Below are 17,898 nucleotides of genomic sequence, written 5' to 3'. Positions count from 1 at the left end.
TATACCCCTTTTCCCTATGCTTCAAGTTGGTGGATGTGTTGCGGTGATACCCAAATGTGCATTTGTTGACCTATGGGCAAGCGGATGGAATGATATGCAGTCCATTGCTCGCCGTTCTCGGCTAGTATACGAATTTCATAACGATCGCCGACATAGCTGACATGCAGGATCTCTACTGTAAAAGCTTGCTGATCCGCTTGCTCCTGTTCCCAACGGACATGTTCAGGACGAAACAGTGTCCGTTCCGACTCCAGCCAGTTGGATTTGCCGATAAACCTCGCCACCTCTGGATGAGCTGGGCAACCATAGATCACCTCTGGTGTTCCGGTCTGCAAAATATGTCCACTTTTCATAACAACCACTTCATCAGACATGGACATGGCCTCGATCTGATCATGGGTGACATATAGGGCGGTCAGCCCCAGATCGCGCACAAGCGATATCATCTCAATGCGCATCTCCTCCCGTAGCACAGCATCCAATGCACTGAGCGGCTCGTCGAATAAAACCAGTCGAGGCCGGATAGCAACTGCTCTTGCAAAGGCAACCCGCTGCTGCTGGCCACCAGACAGCTGATGAGGATACCGATCCTCCATACCTGACAATCTGACCATGTCGAGCGCCTCCAGCACCACTGTCCGCAGTTCCTTGTCTCGGGCACTGGCGAACCCTTTTTCCCGCTTGCCCGCACGCAGGCCGAAGGCCACATTTTCAAACACTGTCATATGCGGCCACAGAGCGAAATCCTGAAAGACCATACCAAAGTGGCGGAGATGGGCGGGAATATCCTTTTTGCGTTCAGCTGAAAAAAGAATTTCCTCTCCCATCGTGATTGTGCCGGTATCTGGTGTCTCCAGACCAGCAATCAAGCGCAAGAGCGTTGTTTTCCCACAGCCGGATGGTCCAAGCAGTGTTGTGAATTTGCCCCGACGTACGACTAGATTCGTCTCATGCAGCGCTGTTATTTGGCTGAAGGTTTTACTTAATCCGTGAATATATAGATCCTGATTCATCGCATTACCTGCCTGTTCTTCTGACTGACCCCAGTGTAAAACTTGAATTCGCAACCTGTGTTATTGGAAAGTTAAAACAAAATTAATTATTTCAATGAATTGTGTTAACACTCATAGATTTAATCTATATAGAGGGGATTGATGCTGATACCCATACAAATAGGCATGATTGTTCGATTAACTGAAAGCGAGGCATTCTAAGTGAATTTAAGTCTTCTGAAGTTACATATTGTAGAACTGCTGAATAAGCACCATAAAATTACCACGGTCGCCGAGCTTCTTGGCCTAAAGCAACCAACCGTTACTTTTCATATGAAAAACTTGGAGCGTGAATTCGGAGTAAAGCTGTTTGACACACGTATGGGCAAAATCATCCTGACGGATGCTGGAAATGCGCTACTGCACTATGCCACCAAAATTAATGCACTGGCTGCTGAAGCTGAGCGAGTCGTCCGCGAGTTCGATACGCTCCAGCGGGGAAGTATACGTATTGGTGCAAGCTATGTGCCCGCTACCTACCTGCTCCCTGCTGTGCTGCACCGCTTTGCCCGTGAGCATCCAGGCATTCACATCGCCTTGTCCGTGAAGACAGCGCCCGTGATCAAGGACATGCTCGCTCGTCACGAAATTGACCTTGGCATCATTTCGGCAGAGCCGTTTCAATCCCCAACGCTACTCTCAGAATCCTTGGGCGAAGATGAACTGATGCTCATCTGCTCACCCACTCATCCGCTCGCCAATGAAACCGATTTGACGCCTGAGCTTATCGCTTCTTCCTCCTTCGTATTACATGGCAAGGATTCCAGCACACGCCACGTAACCGACAAATGGCTAGAGCGTGGGAGTCGGCGACTTCCTTCCTATCTGGAGTTGGATTCACTGGAAGCCATCAAACAGGCGGTTATGCTGGGAGAACACATCTCCTTTGTCTCTCGCATTGCCGTTCAGTCAGAGGTTGAGCGGGGCTTACTGGTTGTAAGACCTATTCCGGGGCAGTCTGTTGAGCGGTATATCTATATGGTCAGCAACAAAGACCGCCATCGTTCGGCGCTCATTCACAGATTCACCGAATATTTATCGTGGAACCAAGATTAAATCTTACCTGTCATATAGAAATTATGTTATTTTTTTACCAGAGTACCTTCTTGCTTTGACATACGACTGACAATACACCCGTAAAGTGTAGCGTGTAACCTATTCGGACGAACAGGAGAGGATGAAATGAAAACAGGTCTTCGTATCACCAAATTGATGTCGGTAGTAACTCTGAGTGCAGTGCTGCTCGTAACAGGATGGAAAGGAGCAGAACCGGTACAAGCCGCCGCCAATTCCACACCAAGCTATGAGGTGAAGCTGCTACTGGATACGGCTCAGGTGCTCAATGCGGATGGCTCATTAAAAAGTGGCATCGTGGACGAGTTTCAAATTAGCAACGATGCGCAACGATTGAGCGTCGAGTATTTTGATACAAATTCATTGCAATTGAATGACGAGGGCTGGAACGTGAGATTTCGCAAAAAAGAGGATAAAAAGAATTATGAGTTAACCTACAAGAAGCGGTACACAGTCACGAACGGAGATATCGACGCGGCTCTCACCCAAGCCAATAAAGAAGGTTTTAGCGCATCCGACGATAACTATGATGCCGAGGTAGACTGGGGTTATAGCAAACAGACTTTGAGCTTTTCCAATGATAAGAAAACAAACGCTTCCAAAGGATTAACTCTTCCTTCCCCGGATAAGGCGTTAAAGCAACTATTGGACAATCTTCCGGGCAAGCTGCAAAACTGGAAATCCAGCAACTGGGGCAAGAAAACTCTGGCAGACTCCAGAGTACGCGGTCCGGTACAGGTCAGCAAATATGAAGGCAGCTTCCAAGGACTGGATACCGACATCGAAGTCTGGCCTATCCGTAGTGCAAACGGGTCCGGTACAGATACCATCATCGAAATTTCTTTTAAAACCTCGGACTACAACACTGCCGCCAGCAACCGCACCAAGCTGATCAACTTGCTGCAATCCAAAGGATGGCTGGTTCCCGCCGATTCCCTGAAAACGAATTTGGTACTGGAACGCTACTAAGCTAATCAAACATAAAAAGGAACCGAGGCGCCACCCTGTTGAGGGTGATCGAACGGTTCCTTTTATTATTATTTATATGACTACAAGGTCATGATGTTAAAGTTGCTTGCTTACATACGTTCCGGTGCAGACACGCCCACCAGCTTCAGTACGTTGGCAATGGTCGTGCGCACCGCACCAAACAACGCCAAGCGTGCCTGCGTTTGAGCGGCATCCTCTGTGATGACGCGCTCTGCCTTATAGTAGCTGTGGAACAATGAAGCCAGCTCATAGACATAGCGAATCATACGGTGTGGTGCAAAGTTTGCAGCCGCCACCGATACTTCCTCCGGCAGCTCGCCGATTTTGCGTAACAAATCATATTCATGCTCAGCCGTCAGCTTGGACAAGTCAACTTCTGCCAACGGCAGCACAGCAATCCCTTGCTCTTCGGCTTGACGATATACGCTGCATGCACGTGCGTGCGCATATTGCACATAGAATACTGGATTCTCATTGGAGGTGGAAATCGCCAAATCCATGTCGAAATCCAGGTGCGAATCCATGCTGCGCATAGTGAAGAAGTAACGGATCGCGTCTACGCCCACTTCTTCCATCAGATCTTCCATCGTCACGGCCTTGCCGGTACGTTTGGACATTTTTACTTTTTCCCCATTTTGGAACAAGCTGACCATTTGGGCAATCAGCACTTTAAGCTTATCCGGGTCATTGCCCAGTGCTTCCATTGCTGCCTTCATCCGTGGAATATAGCCGTGGTGATCCGCTCCCCAAATGTTGATGATCGTGTCATACCCACGAGCATATTTATCGCGATGGTAAGCGATATCCGGGGTCAGGTACGTGTATGTACCGTCATTTTTGATCAAGACACGGTCCTTATCGTCGCCGTACTTGGTCGTATTCAGCCATGTAGCTCCGTCCTTCTCGTAAATCTCCTCACGGTCACGCAGCTCATTCAGTGCTTTAAGCACTTCACCGTTTTCATACAGCGACGTTTCGCTGAACCAGGAGTCAAAAGGTACACGGAACAGCTCCAGATCGCGCTTGATCTTGTTCAGTTCCTTTTCCAGACCGTAGTCACGGAAATAGGCAGCACGATCTCCCGGTTCCATGGACAACAAAGAATCGCCCTTTTCGGCCACCAATTCCTTGGCAAACCCGATGATATCCTCACCATGGTAACCATCTTCCGGCATCTCCGCAGGCTGTCCCAACTCCTGCAAATAACGCGCCTCAATAGAGCGGCTCATATTGTAAATCTGGTTGCCCGCATCATTAATGTAGTATTCACGAGTTACTTTGTATCCGGCAAAATCAAGCACGTTGCAAAGAGCATCCCCTACGGCTGCACCACGTGCATGACCTAAGTGAAGACTACCTGTCGGATTGGCACTGACAAACTCGATTTGTACCTTTTTGCCTGCACCTTCCTGTATACGCCCGTAATCTGCCCCCTGCTCCTGCACTTGTCCAATGACTGCATAAAGGTAGCTCTTGTTCAGGCGGAAGTTAATAAAGCCCGGTCCAGCGATTTCCGCACTTTCAATAGAAGCGGAAGCTAAATCCATATTCGCGATTAAGTCTTCAGCGATTTGCCGTGGGTTCTTCTTCGCAATGCGGGTGAGCTGCATCGCGACGTTGGTAGCCAAATCACCGTGTGACTTGTCCTTGGGCACCTCCAGCGTAATGGTCGGCAGCTCTTCGCGGCTCACGATTCCGGCAGCCAGTACCGCCGCCTCAATTGCTGAAGTCACCTTTTGATTAATAAGTTCCAGTGGATTGCTTGTCATGATTATTGCTCCTCCTGTATATGCAAACTGATGGCAAAATGCCCCGAGAAATCCTCAAATACGTACAGATCATAGGTCCAGCTCACATGCCCGCTGAATCCATCCATCCGAATATCGAGCTTCTGCGTATGCGCAGACATGTTCAGGTTTAAATAAGGCGAGCGGTAAAATCCAGGCAACCTGCGTCCCAGCGCAAACGACTGCTCTGATTGTACCTCACCGTGACGAATCAGCTTTAGCTCATCCGGTCCGATTTTGACTGTGTTCCGTGTCGTACCGCCCTCAGGACTTTCTTGCGGCTCATCGTACCTTATATATAGATGCTTCCCACGCACAATCGCTTCTCCGGGAAGTTCCTGTACCACATCTTCTCCGTCATGATGACTATGAAGACGGATTCGGACCTTTGCATTATGTGGCATGTATTCAAACTCCATTCTATTGCTATCCTACTGTACTACTATATCCAGTTCCCGATTGCAATTCAAATGAGTTTTTACAAAAAGATGCTTTCATCCAAAAAATTTAGCTACCTTAAGTCAGCTCCATCAGATGCTTGGCTAAAACTTTCAATGAATCGAGAGGCTAGAGAAGACATGTATTTATCCTTCATCCAGACAGCCGCCACACGCGTATGCAATTCTTCACACATAATTTCCTTAACGATTAACTGGTTATTGCTTCCGAGTGACAACGCAGACCGCGAAATCATACCGATCCCCAGCCCTTCATTAGCCCAATGAAGCGTGGTGCGAGCATCATCGTTTTTGCAAAAGAAATTTGGCTCAAAGCCATGCTTTATACAGGTATCGTGTATCAATTGTTCAAAGCGGCGATATACGATGAGCGGCCTGTTTTTCAAGTCAGACAACGGGATGGTCTTCTGTTCGGGTTTCCAGTCATGTTCTTCTGTCATCACTGCGATCATCGGCTCGGAGGACGCATATCTGCACCCTAAATCGGTGGTATTAAAAGGGGTTCTGACGATACCGACCTCTACAATTCCTTTGTTCAAAAGATCGAGAATCCTGAAGGTATTCCCCTCATGAATTTCAAATTTTACACCCGCATAGGTTTTATGAAATTCGGAAAGCCTGTCTTTCATTAGGGCTGCGCCGGAAGAGGAGACCGTTCCAATGGTGAGCGTACCCTTCAGCCCCAAGGCAAAATCGTTAATTTCTCTCGTTGTGGCATCTGTCAGCTCCAGAATCTGCTTGGCCCTGTTCTGCAAAATGATGCCAGCCTCCGTCAATTGGATGCTTCGCGAGCCTCGATGCACGAGCTTTACACCAAGCTCTTCCTCCAGTTGCATGAGCTGCTGACTTAAGGGAGGCTGCGCGATTTGCAGCTTTTTGGCTGCCGCTGTAATTTGCCCGGCCTCTGCGATCGCCAAAAAATACTTGAGATGTCTCAACTCCATCATTATGACCTCCGGTGCTGATATATGTAAAACCTATACCTCTAATATATATTAAATATTATTCATATGGTTGGGGATATGACATAATCAAATTCAGATATGCTATTGCGGCATGAGGCTATATACATTATTTAGGTTAGGTGATGGTTTATTTGCTGAAATTTGCTGTTTTTTTGAAACCTTATAAAAAGGAAACGATTCTTGGGCCTCTATTTAAACTGATTGAGGCCATCTTGGAACTATTGCTGCCTACTATGGTTGCTTTAATGATCAATTATGGTGTAGGTAAAGGAGACACCCATTATGTTTGGCAGATGGGTCTTTTGATGTTACTCATGACTATACTGGGCTTTGGCAGTTCATTAGTGTGTCAGTTTTACGCAGCCCGTGCCTCTCAAGGATTCGGAACTACGCTGCGCAATACGATGTTTAAGCATATTTCATCGTTTTCTTATGCTGATCTCGATAAGTTCGGTACGCCATCGCTCATCAACCGGATTACGAATGATGTCAATCAGCTTCAAACCGCTGTAGCGATGCTGATTCGTCTGGTCATACGTGCTCCTTTTATTTGTATCGGGGCTATTATCATGTCAATGATCCTGGATTTCCGCCTGGCTTTGGTGCTGTTGGCGGCTACACCGGTTCTAGCCTTGATCCTGTATGTGGTCATTACGAAGGCTTCACCACTGTATCGTCGGTATCAAAAAAAATTGGATAATATCGCCCTGGTGCTAAGCGAAAATCTTACAGGCGTACGGGTTATACGCGCATTTGCCAAAAGAGGAGCTGAGCGAGTTAAATTCAACGCCGCTTCGGATGACCTGACTCAGACCGCTATTCGTGTCGGACGTATTTCTGCTTTGCTAAGCCCTGCCACCTTGCTGGTGGTAAACGGAGCTATTATTGCAATCCTGTGGATCGGCGGCATCCATATCCAATATGGATCTCTTACACAAGGGGAGATTATTGCCTTTATTAATTACATTACGCAAATTTTATTAGCTCTGATTGTGGTGACCAATTTAATTATTTTGTTCACCAAGGCTGCCACTTCAGCAGCGCGGATTCAGGAGGTCCTAGACACGCAAGCTTCGATTTCCGACACTGCTGCTACTTCTACCTCTAAAGACAGGGAGGGAACAAGTGGGCATGGCGCTGTACCATCCATCTCTTTTGATCATGTTTCCTTTGGATACAACAAGACAGGACAACTGGCACTTAGTGATGTAGTCGTAAACATCTACCCCGGTGAGACGGTCGGCATCATCGGAGGGACAGGTTCGGGCAAATCCACTTTTGTGAATCTTATTCCCCGCTTCTATGATGCGGTAGAGGGTTGTATACAGGTCGATGGCATCGACGTACGGCAGTATAAGCTTGAGCAATTGCGGCAGAAAATCGGAATTGTTCCTCAGAAGGCGCTGCTGTTCACTGGAACGATAGCGGATAATATCCGTTGGGGGCATGAACACGCCACCGATGAGGAAGTCGCTCAAGCCGCAGCAATCGCTCAAGCGGATGAGTTCATTTCCAACTTGCCGGAGAAATTCGATGCTCCGATCACCCGAGGGGGGCTTAATCTGTCGGGAGGACAAAAGCAGCGACTTACCATTGCCAGAGCTATTGTCGGCAATCCGCAAATTCTCATTTTGGATGACTCCTCAAGCGCACTTGATTTTGCTACTGACGCCGCCCTCCGTAAATCGCTACGGGAAAATAGCACCAGCATGACCGTCCTGCTGGTCTCGCAACGAGTAAGCAGCGTACAGCATGCTGATAAAATCATTGTGTTTGATGAGGGACGGATTGTCGGTATTGGCACACATGAACAGTTGATGAGCAGCTCAGAAGTATATCAAGAAATTAATCATTCCCAGCTCTCAACGCAGGAGGTAGACCAATGAGTGGCAAGGAAACCTGGAGAAGATTGTTAACCTATGTGGGTCAATATAAAAAAACAACATTTTGGGTCATCGTCAGTGCGATTCTCAGCGTGCTTGCCAGTCTGATCGGCCCCTACATGATTGGTCAAGCTATCGACCACATGGTGGATAAGGGAGCGGTGGATTTTAAAGGTATTGCACAGATTCTAGCTGGATTAGGCATTGTATATGTTGTAGGCAGTCTGTTTAGCTGGCTGCTCACGTATTTGACGAACCGTATTGCTTTTCAGACCGTAAATGATATGCGGCGGGAGTTATTTGATCATTTTAATATCCTTCCATTAAGCTTTCATGACACTCATCCGCAAGGAGACAGCATTAGCCGTTTTGTGAACGATATGGATGCTGTGTCGGATGGATTGCTGCAAGGCTTTTCCACCTTGATTACCGGGATTATTACGATTATAGGCTCCATTGTACTCATGCTGTATATTAGTCCGATAATGACATTGGTTGTATTGGTGTCTGCCCCGATCACATATGGTGTGGCACGGTTCATTACGACAAGATCGCAGCGTATGTTCCGAGAACAAGCCAAAATTCTAGGAAGCCTGAACGGTTACGTAGAAGAAATGATCGGCGGACAACGGGTAGTTACCGCTTTTCATTATGAAAACCGCTCGTTGGAGGAATTCTCCGCTAGAAACGAACAGTTGTACCAAGCCGGGGTGAAATCACAGTTTTACGGTTCATTGTCCAATCCCTCCACCCGATTGGTGAACAACATGACTTTTTCAGTCACCGCCATGATTGGTTGTATCTCCATCATTTTGGGTGGGATCTCGGTAGGCGGGTTGTCGAGCTTTCTGATTTATACCAATTTGTTCGCCAAGCCCTTTAATGAAATAACGGGTGTTCTCACCCAGTTCCAGGCAGCCACGGCTTCTGCTCAGCGCATATTTGCGATTTTGGACTCACCGCCAGAGCAGCCGGAAAAATCGAACGCCGTACAGCTGGAGCGCAGCAAAGGTACGATTCTTTTTGATCATGTCAAATTCTCCTATAACCCGGAACGTACCCTTATTACGAACTTTAGTCTGGAGGTTAAACCGGGTACACGTGTGGCCATTGTCGGGCAGACCGGAGCTGGCAAAACCACACTCGTCAATCTGCTCATGCGGTTTTACGATGTGGACAGCGGCTCGATATCCATCGACGGGGTGAATATCAACGACATGAGCCGGGACAGCCTGCGGACTAACTTTGGTATGGTGCTTCAAGATACATGGCTGTTCAGCGGGACTATTCGGGACAATATCGCTTATGGGAAGCCGGAGGCCACGGACGAAGAAGTCATCGCGGCTGCAACAGCTGCCAATGCGCATAGCTTCATCAAGCGACTACCTCATGGCTACGATACGGTCATCAGCGGGTCCGGCGACAGCTTGTCACAAGGCCAAAAGCAACTGCTCACCATCGCGAGGGTGATCCTCGTCGATCCACCTATGCTGATCCTGGATGAAGCGACCAGCAGCATAGACACCCTGACAGAAGCGCGTATCCAAAAAGCATTTATGAAAATGATTGCCGGGCGCACCAGCTTTGTGATTGCCCACAGACTATCGACCATCCGCGAAGCGGATTTGATTTTATACATGAAAAACGGCGATGTCGTCGAAAGCGGTACCCATGAGGGGCTGCTTGCCAGCGGGGGCCACTATGCCTCGCTCTATAACAGCCAGTTCACTACAGCTTAAAAGACTGAACGGATACGGTCGGATCATTAAGGTCAACGTTCTTTAAAAAAGTCGGTTGCTTTTTAAGCAAACGGCTTTTTAATTTTTCTTTGATAAATCCCCCCCTTATATTATATAATAAAACACGAACAAACGTTTCTGTTTCATCTAAACCTTAGGGTTTGTGTATAGCCAACACCTATGCATGGGTTTCAGTTGGGAGGCTGAATATGGATATTAATGAATTTCAAAAGTGGGTCAAGCAATATTATCAGGAGAGAAACTGGTCGGATTTAGATATCTTCGTCCGAATTGGTTTCTTGGCAGAGGAAACCGGGGAGGTTGCGAGAGCTATTCGCGCCCTGGAGATTGGCAGAGACCGGCCTGATGAGATCGATGGTTCATTCGAGGAGAACAAGGAGCATTTAACTGAAGAACTTGGAGACGTACTGGGTAATCTCATCGTGATCGCCAACAAGTATGACATCACCTTGGAGGATATATTTCGAACACACCAGCAAAAACTTGCAAAAAGATATACATAAAGGAGAATCTCATATGAAAAGCATTGCTGTTTTTTGCGGTTCCAGTAATGGAGCGTCTGAGATTTATCGAGAGCATGCTGTTGCTCTGGGCAAGGCACTTGCCGAAAAGGAAATAAGCCTGGTTTATGGAGGAGCAAGTGTTGGTTTAATGGGTGCAGTCGCTGACGCGGCACTTCATGCAGGAGGTCGCGTCATCGGTGTGCTCCCTCACTTTTTGCAAAGCCGTGAAATTGCACATAATGGCCTGAGCGAATTAATCATTGTTGATTCCATGCACGAACGAAAATCTAAAATGGCAGAGATTGCGGACGGATTCATTGTTTTACCAGGTGGCCCAGGTACAATGGAAGAATACTTTGAAATTTTCACATGGGCGCAATTAGGCTTGCATGAAAAGCCATGCGGTCTTTTAAATATTAACCATTATTACGATCCTCTTATTTCCTTGTTTGATCGTATGGCTCAGGAACAATTTATGCAGGAAAAATATCGTGCGATGGTAGTTACGGATACTACTCCGCAAGGAATCCTACGGCAATTTATAAATTACACTCCTCCTGCCGTCAAAACATATCTCACGAGCAAACGGACCTGACATTAGGAATGGCACATATTGCTCAACAGACATACCATTTAATTTAATATGATATGAAAGGAACACCACCGTCAACGTTATTCCAGTGGTGTTCCTGCAAAATTGAGGAGAATTGCAGGCTTTTATTCTACCTAATCGTCACGTTCACTTTTACACCTGCATTTAATTATGTACTCATCCAATGAATGCTGTCACGCCTAACGAGAACCCCAATTTTAAATCCCAGCGCCCGTAGCGGTTGGGTGGTCAATGGGCTCGCTTTCCTGAAAATCACGTCGATACCACCAGCCGATCAGAACAGCAATGGTGGTCATAGCTGCGGCCAACAAATACACCTGCACCATACCGAAACGGTCTGCATACCAGCCCATGAATAACAAGGACAGGCCGAAAGCAAGATTTGTAAGCACATCAATTCCCGCCATCACTTTGGGCAGCTGGGCTGCCGGTGCACTGGTTTGCAGCAAGGTGCGGCGAATAATCCCCGCCATTTGAACAGGCAAGCCTGATACAGCAAAAAGAATAAGCGCAGCAACGGGGATTGTATTCAGCGCAAATACAATTGTAATCAGTACATACACCAGCAACGCTCCGAGCATGTATAAAAAGCTGTTCTTTTGCAAGCGCTTGACCAAGCCAACGACAATCAATCCACCCAAAATTGTGCCCGAGAAAAAGGACGCATTCATAAAGCCCCACCAGCTCGCATCCCGATGCAGCACTTGGCTGACGTAGGCCAAAATAAATACCCCAAGCCAGGAGACTCCCCCGATACTATCCACACTATCGACGATCATCAGTGAACGAATACGACGGTTGTGCCAAATGATTGTCCAGCCTTCCCCAAGCTCTTTCCAATGGGAGCCTTTTTCCTTTGCCTTTGCAGGCTCTACTGCATTTGTCGAGGAATCCGAAGCTTCAAGACTTAATTCCTTCTGATCCAGCGGATCACGAATGAAGGACGTGACAGTTACAGCCACGAGATAACAACAGGATGCAATCACAAGCGTATTCAGGGAACCCAGCCAAGCCACAATAATTCCGCTCAGCGCCCAGCCTGCACACCTGACCACCTGATCACTGACCGCTACCATGCCGTTGGCACGCATTAGCCCTTCACCCGTAGCCAAACGGGGTACAAGCGCATTACGTGCAGGATTTGTCCAGCCATCCAGAAAAGACATACCAAACACCATCACAAAAATAAATAGAAACGACCTCTGCTCAGGTACGATCCACAAATAAAGCAGCAGTAGCGTAAAAATGACAAACTGACCAAACTGGGAAAATAACAACACGCGTGTTAGCCGAAATCGGCCGAGGACGATCGGTGCAACGAGCCCACTAAGCACTTGGGCAGACAATCGGAACAACGGGATTAAAATAGTCGTCATTAAGGAATTACTTGAACTGAACACCAATACCACTACACTCAACATGTAGATGATATCTGCTACATTGGAGATCGTCTGAGACCCCCACAGGTAATAAAAAGAGCGTCTGATCAAAAAAGTTTCCCCCTCTTTGGTACATCGCCGATTTATGTATTTCCATAACCAAACCGTCCCTGTTGACATTACAAATCTGTTAAATGTCTGGTTTTTTGTATATTCTACACACACCCTTAAATTTCCTTCTTTTATCTTAAAAGGAAATTCAGTGTCCAGTATGCTTTCATGGCCATTTTTAAATCTTATTCAACACAAAAAAGCGCCTATAGCGCTCCTTTCCACCCAAAAACAGGCAATAAAGACCACTAAGACGCTTTTTCTTAAAATGTTTACTTCGTTAAATCCTCTACAAACTTAGGTAGTACAAACGCCGCTTTGTGCAAACGCGGACTATAATATCGGGTGTCCATCTCTGGAATTCGGTTTTCGTCTACTTCGAGCGGATCATACTTCTTACTACCCAACGTGAATGTCCAAAGACCACTCGGATAGGTTGGAATGTTCGCACCATATACACGCACAATCGGGAAAATTTCCTTCACATCCTTGTTAACCTTCTGAATCAGGTCTGCCTTGAACCAAGGATTATCCGTTTGCGCAACGAAAATGCCGTCTTCCTTCAATGCTTCAAAAATACCTTGGTAAAACCCGCGCTCGAACAGCGGGGCTGCCGGACCTACGGGCTCCGTCGAATCGACCATAATGACGTCGTATTCATTTTTGTGTTCAATAATGTGCATGTATCCGTCATTGACCAGCACTTCCACATTAGGCTCGTCCAGCTTTCCGGCAATTTCAGGCAAATATTTTTTGGAATATTCAATCACCTTACCGTCGATCTCCACCAATACAGCCTTTTCCACTTCAGGGTGCTTGATGACCTCACGAATAACGCCGCCATCGCCACCACCCACAACCAAAACCTTTTTCGGATTCGGATGTGTATTCAAGGCCGGATGTGCTACCATTTCGTGATACACAAATTCATCCTTAACCGTTGTCATCACCATGCCATCCAGAACAAGCATATTGCCGAATTCCTCTGTCTCGATCATAGCCAGATCCTGAAAATCTGTTTTCTCGGAGACGTAGGTTTGTTTGATTTTTGCTGTAATGCCGAAAGAGGGAGTCTGCTTCTCTGTAAACCACAAGTCCATCATTCCAACCTTCTTTCTGATCAGAGTATGTGTCCGGCAATCCGGTAGCATAAACGTTGACTTTCCTTATATCAGTAACACGCAAACGCCAAGTTTGCTATATTTATTGTACCAAACACATTGGAATTTCACACTTTTTGCATTATAAGTGATACCTGAATGAGCTGCAAAAGCAATTTGGAGATTTAACCTTGTTTAAAATAGACACGTATGTGTATCTGATGAATAGACGCTTTCGGATTGACTATACTGAGAACATCAACTATGGAAGGAGGTGGCATGATGACCGATACGACCGGACGATCCCCCAAGCGCAAACCTCTTTGGCTTCGATGCTTTCAAGGACTGATGTCTCTCACGATTCTGACGGTCATCGCCGCCTGCATCCTGCTCGCCTATTTGTACACGACCAGCCTTCCGCTCGCGGATACGGATCGGAATTCACGTCTGCTCGATAGTCAGGGGCAAGTCATCGCCACTTTCTCTGCTGGAGGCAAAGAATCCATTCCGGTCCAGCTTGATCACATTTCACCCGATTTGATTGCAGCTACCCTGGCTGTGGAAGATCGGAAGTTTTACGATCATTTTGGCTTTGATTTCAAAGGTCTGGGCCGGGCGGTAATCGTTAATCTGACCCGCTGGGATATGTCGCAAGGGGCCAGCACGCTGACTCAGCAGCTTGCACGCAATCTATACTTATCTCATGAGAAAACGTGGACGCGCAAGGCCAAGGAGGCTATCTATACCGCACAGCTTGAAATGAAGTACACCAAGAATGAGCTACTGCAAATGTATTTGAACGAAATTTACTATGGTCATGGCGCCTATGGCATTGAAGCAGCTTCGCAAATGTATTTCGGTAAATCCGCAAAGGATCTGGATTTGGCCGAAAGTGCCCTTTTGGCGGGTATTCCGAAAGGACCGACCTACTATTCACCGTATAATCATATGAAAAATGCAAAGGATCGGCAGAAAATTGTACTGGACTCCATGGCGCTCATCGGCAAAATTACACCGGCTGAAGCCACCAAGGCCTATGAGGAAATGCTAGCCCTGCGGCCCGAGAGCCAGCGCCGGACAGTGGAAACCGCTCCCTGGTTCCGCGATTACGTCCGCCAGTTGGCGACTCATCAGCTTGGGATTAGCGAAGGGGTGCTTGAGCATGGCGGCCTGAGCATTTATACCACGCTGGACATGCACATGCAGCAAGCAGCCGAGGCGGCTGTAAACGAGGGCATGAAGAACAGCAACGGACTGGAAACCGCATTAATCTCCATGGACCCGCGCAATGGACATGTCAAGGCCATGGTCGGCGGAACGAACTATGTTGGGAATCAATATAATCATGCGCTGGCCACAACCCGGCAGCCAGGCTCAGCCTTCAAGCCGATTATGTATCTGAGCGCACTGGATTCCGGCGAATTGACGAGTACGTCCAAGTTCGAAAGCCGACCGACGTTGTTCCACTACGATAACAACCGCAAGACCTATAAGCCCAAAAATTTTGGAGACAAATATTTGGGCGAAATAGATCTTCGGCGCGCAATTGCGGCGTCCGATAATATCTATGCCGTTAGCACCATTTTGAAGGTGGGAACGGATAAGGTCATGGACATCGCCAGCAAAATGGGCATTACAAGCGAGCTCAAGCCCGTACCTTCGCTAGCGCTGGGTGTGTCGCCCGTCAGCCCGTTCGAGATGGCCTCGGCCTTCTCGGTCATCGGCAGCGGCGGGCAAAAGGTGGCTCCGGTGGCAGTACTGCGCATCACCGATGCTGCCGGGCGATCGCTGTACGAAGCGCCCCAAGCCGCGCCCGTGCAGGTGGTGAAGCCCGCCTCCGCCTACGTCCTCACACGCCTTATGGAAGGCGTGTTCGAGGAAGGCGGTACCGGCAACCGGGTCGCGAAGCTGATCAAGCGCCCGGTTGCCGGCAAGAGCGGCACGACCAACACCGATGCGTGGATGGTCGGCTTTACCCCCGAACTGTCCACCGCTGTCTGGGTCGGCTATGACAAGGGCAAGGACATCAGCACACAGGATGCCCGACGGGCGGCTCCGATTTTTGCGCAATATACGGAGAAAGCGCTGGAGAATGTGCCACCCAAAATCTTTCCTATCCCTGACGGCGTAGTCAGCGCTTATATTGACCCGGCCAGCGGCAAGCTGGCTGCACCGGACAGCCCGGACAAGCGGCTGGAGGTATTCGTCAGCGGCACGGAGCCGAAGGAGACGCTATCGGGGCAAGATAACCCACCGGCAGCCACACCAACCGACCAAGCGGAGCGACAAGCTGAAAAGAAATCGTGGTGGGGCAATTTTAAACGATGGTGGATGGATTAATAGCAAAAAAAGACTGGGAAACGCCATGAGCGCTCTCCCAGTCTTTTTATCTTTGCTTTACTTATCTCATTTGCCCATTTTAGCTCTCTTGCCAGTGCTATCAGCCATCATCCCGTTAAACCCCGCTCTTCCCTAAAGCTGCGCTATTACCAATAACAGCTAAACGACTCAATACGGTTGAGGTCTACACCATAATAAAACCAAAAACGACCACTCCACCGAAAACCCGCTACCGATGTCCTGCCTACAAAGACAGGGTACAGCCAAAAACGCTCTCCGTTCGTCAGCCATACAAACGTGTTGCGGAACAAACAACCGAAGATGGCTCCAGGGTCAACCGCATAGGCCGAAACTAGCGGCTTCGGTGGCGTAAATTGCGGTGGTGGGGAAGTTGGTGCTTGAGTTTGCTGTCCACCTTGCGGACCGAACGGCCCTTGCGGCGGCGGTGAGAACGGCTGTGGCGAAAATGATCCTGGGCCTGGTGGCGGACCTATCGGAGACGGGAACGAATCCTGCATATCGGGAAATTGTGGAATCGAAGGACCTGACGGCGTGAATGGACCCGGAGTACCCGGTTGCGTTCCAAAAGGAACTTGTGGCAATAAAGACATGTGTTTCACTCCTTGTGTTCTAGGCTGATGTATCCTATGCGGGACATCAGCCCGCGGACTGGGCGAATCCCCATTTCGCCGCCGAACTTCGCTATTTCGTCCTTTTACATCAAAAATTATAATTTCCAGATACGATTATCCCTTTCTGAACATGCTCCAGCTCAATTTCATGCACCATTTTAATCTCGACTCGTTTCCTTAGCTCATGAAATCGTTCCAGCAGTCGGTGCTCACCCCCCAACTGTTCATTCATCCAGCCTATCATAGAGTCATCGTGATGTTCGTTAGACCAGCTAAACAAATCGCTATATAGCTGACCAAATGATTCCTCATTGCTGCGAGCGAACCGGATCGGTCGCGCTGTATAGCTTAGCTTGAGTTCCAACATCTCATATAGCACGTCCAAACGGTATTCCAATGCCTGTACATCTTCTTTGGATGCATCGTAGCTTTTTATATCCTGAATAAGCTCCCTAAAGGTTAGGCCTACATGCTGCATAGCAAAATAAGACCACACACAACTGCCTGTAGCCGTTCCATGAGCCTCCCAAAACGGATTCCACAGGATAGAACGAATCGTATCCTTCTGCCCTTCTCCAAACAATGCTATTCCAGCAATAATTCCTGCATTACAGTCTACGGAAGCATGTTGCTCTCCCCAATGTACCAATCGCGGAATCATATCTTCAGTCGTGCATTTGAAACTTAACAGAGGTAAGAATTCATTAAACAAATTCTGATTCAGCGCTTTTTCCAATTCAGCCGCCAGTTGTTCACGATACGGTTCGCATGGAAGATGTACCAGTCCCAAACAGGCATCCACAGACATAGCTCCATACGGTCCGTTCACCAAAGCGACAAGATCAACAGCAGCTTCCACATAACCCAAATAACCTAGCACATACAGCACACCGTCAGGTATATGTTCTGGGGATGCCTGATTTCGAACGTAACGCTCGTACATATCCTGCGCCAAAGTAACATCCCCGCATCTCATAATCGGCTGGAGGAGCAACCCCCTGATATAATGATGGGGATCTTCTACAAAAAGCCTGTATAACTCCCAGGCATCCTCCATGGTCCCATATTGAACAACCATATCCGTATAGGCGGAAATGATGCTGGCGTCCAGCTTCTTGCCTGAGCCGAACATATCCATAAGCCTTGCTGTCGCGTCCATCATCCTGTTTTCTCCTTTCACGAGTGCATTTCTTCATAAAGCAATTCTCTAATGCTGAATATTTCTATTAGAAAAGAGGAAAGATGTTACCA

Annotated in this window: 15 protein-coding genes; 7 read left to right on the top strand and 8 right to left on the bottom strand. The window is 47.9% G+C overall.

From position 1 onward, the window contains the following. Positions 1 to 14: 14 nt before the first annotated feature. The gene (locus NSQ68_RS00660; protein ID WP_342427667.1) at positions 15 to 1,013 is read right to left on the bottom strand and encodes an ABC transporter ATP-binding protein; all 999 of its coding nucleotides are present in this window, start codon (positions 1,011 to 1,013) and stop codon (positions 15 to 17) included. Positions 1,014 to 1,214: 201 nt separating this feature from the next. Here NSQ68_RS00660 and NSQ68_RS00655 point away from each other — a divergent pair, with 201 nt between their 5' ends. Beyond that, complete coding sequence (locus tag NSQ68_RS00655) at positions 1,215 to 2,108, top strand: LysR family transcriptional regulator (RefSeq protein ID WP_307354301.1); 894 nt, start codon at positions 1,215 to 1,217, stop codon at positions 2,106 to 2,108. Positions 2,109 to 2,234: 126 nt separating this feature from the next. Then, on the top strand, positions 2,235 to 3,095 hold the full coding sequence (locus NSQ68_RS00650) for a hypothetical protein (RefSeq protein ID WP_342427666.1): 861 nt from the start codon (positions 2,235 to 2,237) through the stop codon (positions 3,093 to 3,095). Positions 3,096 to 3,205: 110 nt separating this feature from the next. Here NSQ68_RS00650 and argS read toward each other — a convergent pair whose 3' ends face one another. The 3 genes from argS to NSQ68_RS00635 form a co-directional block, all read right to left on the bottom strand. Further along, positions 3,206 to 4,885 (bottom strand): arginine--tRNA ligase, encoded by a 1,680-nt coding sequence (argS, locus tag NSQ68_RS00645; RefSeq protein WP_307354303.1) that lies wholly within the window; start codon positions 4,883 to 4,885, stop codon positions 3,206 to 3,208. A 2-nt stretch (positions 4,886 to 4,887) separates the two neighbouring features. Further along, positions 4,888 to 5,322, bottom strand: a complete 435-nt coding sequence (locus NSQ68_RS00640; protein ID WP_080658551.1) for a DUF1934 domain-containing protein — start codon at positions 5,320 to 5,322, stop codon at positions 4,888 to 4,890. 92 nt (positions 5,323 to 5,414) lie between these two features. Continuing rightward, on the bottom strand, positions 5,415 to 6,305 hold the full coding sequence (locus NSQ68_RS00635; protein ID WP_342429044.1) for a LysR family transcriptional regulator: 891 nt from the start codon (positions 6,303 to 6,305) through the stop codon (positions 5,415 to 5,417). 152 nt (positions 6,306 to 6,457) lie between these two features. Between NSQ68_RS00635 and NSQ68_RS00630 the strand changes: the two genes are divergently transcribed. The 4 genes from NSQ68_RS00630 to NSQ68_RS00615 all read left to right on the top strand — a co-directional run bounded on the left by NSQ68_RS00630 (position 6,458) and on the right by NSQ68_RS00615 (position 11,067). Then, the gene (locus tag NSQ68_RS00630; RefSeq protein WP_342427665.1) at positions 6,458 to 8,212 is read left to right on the top strand and encodes an ABC transporter ATP-binding protein; all 1,755 of its coding nucleotides are present in this window, start codon (positions 6,458 to 6,460) and stop codon (positions 8,210 to 8,212) included. Then, positions 8,209 to 9,948 carry an ABC transporter ATP-binding protein gene (locus NSQ68_RS00625; protein ID WP_342427664.1) on the top strand — a complete coding sequence of 580 codons (1,740 nt, stop codon included), beginning with the start codon at positions 8,209 to 8,211 and terminating at the stop codon, positions 9,946 to 9,948. Before NSQ68_RS00630 ends, NSQ68_RS00625 begins: the two co-directional genes overlap by 4 nt. Before the next feature lie 209 nt (positions 9,949 to 10,157). Then, on the top strand, positions 10,158 to 10,472 hold the full coding sequence (locus NSQ68_RS00620) for a MazG-like family protein (protein ID WP_061831789.1): 315 nt from the start codon (positions 10,158 to 10,160) through the stop codon (positions 10,470 to 10,472). 13 nt (positions 10,473 to 10,485) lie between these two features. Next, entirely contained in the window at positions 10,486 to 11,067 is a 582-nt protein-coding gene (locus NSQ68_RS00615; RefSeq protein WP_342427663.1) for a TIGR00730 family Rossman fold protein, read from the top strand. Positions 11,068 to 11,282: 215 nt separating this feature from the next. On the opposite strand, the gene NSQ68_RS00610 is transcribed toward NSQ68_RS00615, so the two are convergent. Together NSQ68_RS00610 and speE are read right to left on the bottom strand one after the other, a co-directional pair. Continuing rightward, positions 11,283 to 12,575 carry an MFS transporter gene (locus tag NSQ68_RS00610; protein ID WP_342427662.1) on the bottom strand — a complete coding sequence of 431 codons (1,293 nt, stop codon included), beginning with the start codon at positions 12,573 to 12,575 and terminating at the stop codon, positions 11,283 to 11,285. 272 nt (positions 12,576 to 12,847) lie between these two features. Beyond that, a complete protein-coding gene (gene speE / locus NSQ68_RS00605; protein ID WP_029514919.1) occupies positions 12,848 to 13,675 on the bottom strand; it encodes a polyamine aminopropyltransferase in 828 nt (275 codons plus the stop codon). A 282-nt stretch (positions 13,676 to 13,957) separates the two neighbouring features. Between speE and NSQ68_RS00600 the strand changes: the two genes are divergently transcribed. Further along, on the top strand, positions 13,958 to 16,015 hold the full coding sequence (locus NSQ68_RS00600; protein WP_342429043.1) for a PBP1A family penicillin-binding protein: 2,058 nt from the start codon (positions 13,958 to 13,960) through the stop codon (positions 16,013 to 16,015). Positions 16,016 to 16,161: 146 nt separating this feature from the next. On the opposite strand, the gene NSQ68_RS00595 is transcribed toward NSQ68_RS00600, so the two are convergent. Together NSQ68_RS00595 and NSQ68_RS00590 are read right to left on the bottom strand one after the other, a co-directional pair. Further along, positions 16,162 to 16,626, bottom strand: a complete 465-nt coding sequence (locus tag NSQ68_RS00595; RefSeq protein ID WP_342427661.1) for a transporter — start codon at positions 16,624 to 16,626, stop codon at positions 16,162 to 16,164. A gap of 109 nt (positions 16,627 to 16,735) precedes the next feature. Continuing rightward, entirely contained in the window at positions 16,736 to 17,809 is a 1,074-nt protein-coding gene (locus NSQ68_RS00590) for a hypothetical protein (protein ID WP_342427660.1), read from the bottom strand. Positions 17,810 to 17,898: the final 89 nt, after the last annotated feature.

This window comes from Paenibacillus sp. FSL L8-0158, from assembly GCF_038592965.1.
Taxonomy (GTDB): Bacteria; Bacillota; Bacilli; order Paenibacillales; family Paenibacillaceae; genus Paenibacillus; species Paenibacillus polymyxa_D.
Note: the sequence above shows the minus strand (reverse complement) of the source record. Positions and strands in the feature narration are given on the sequence as shown.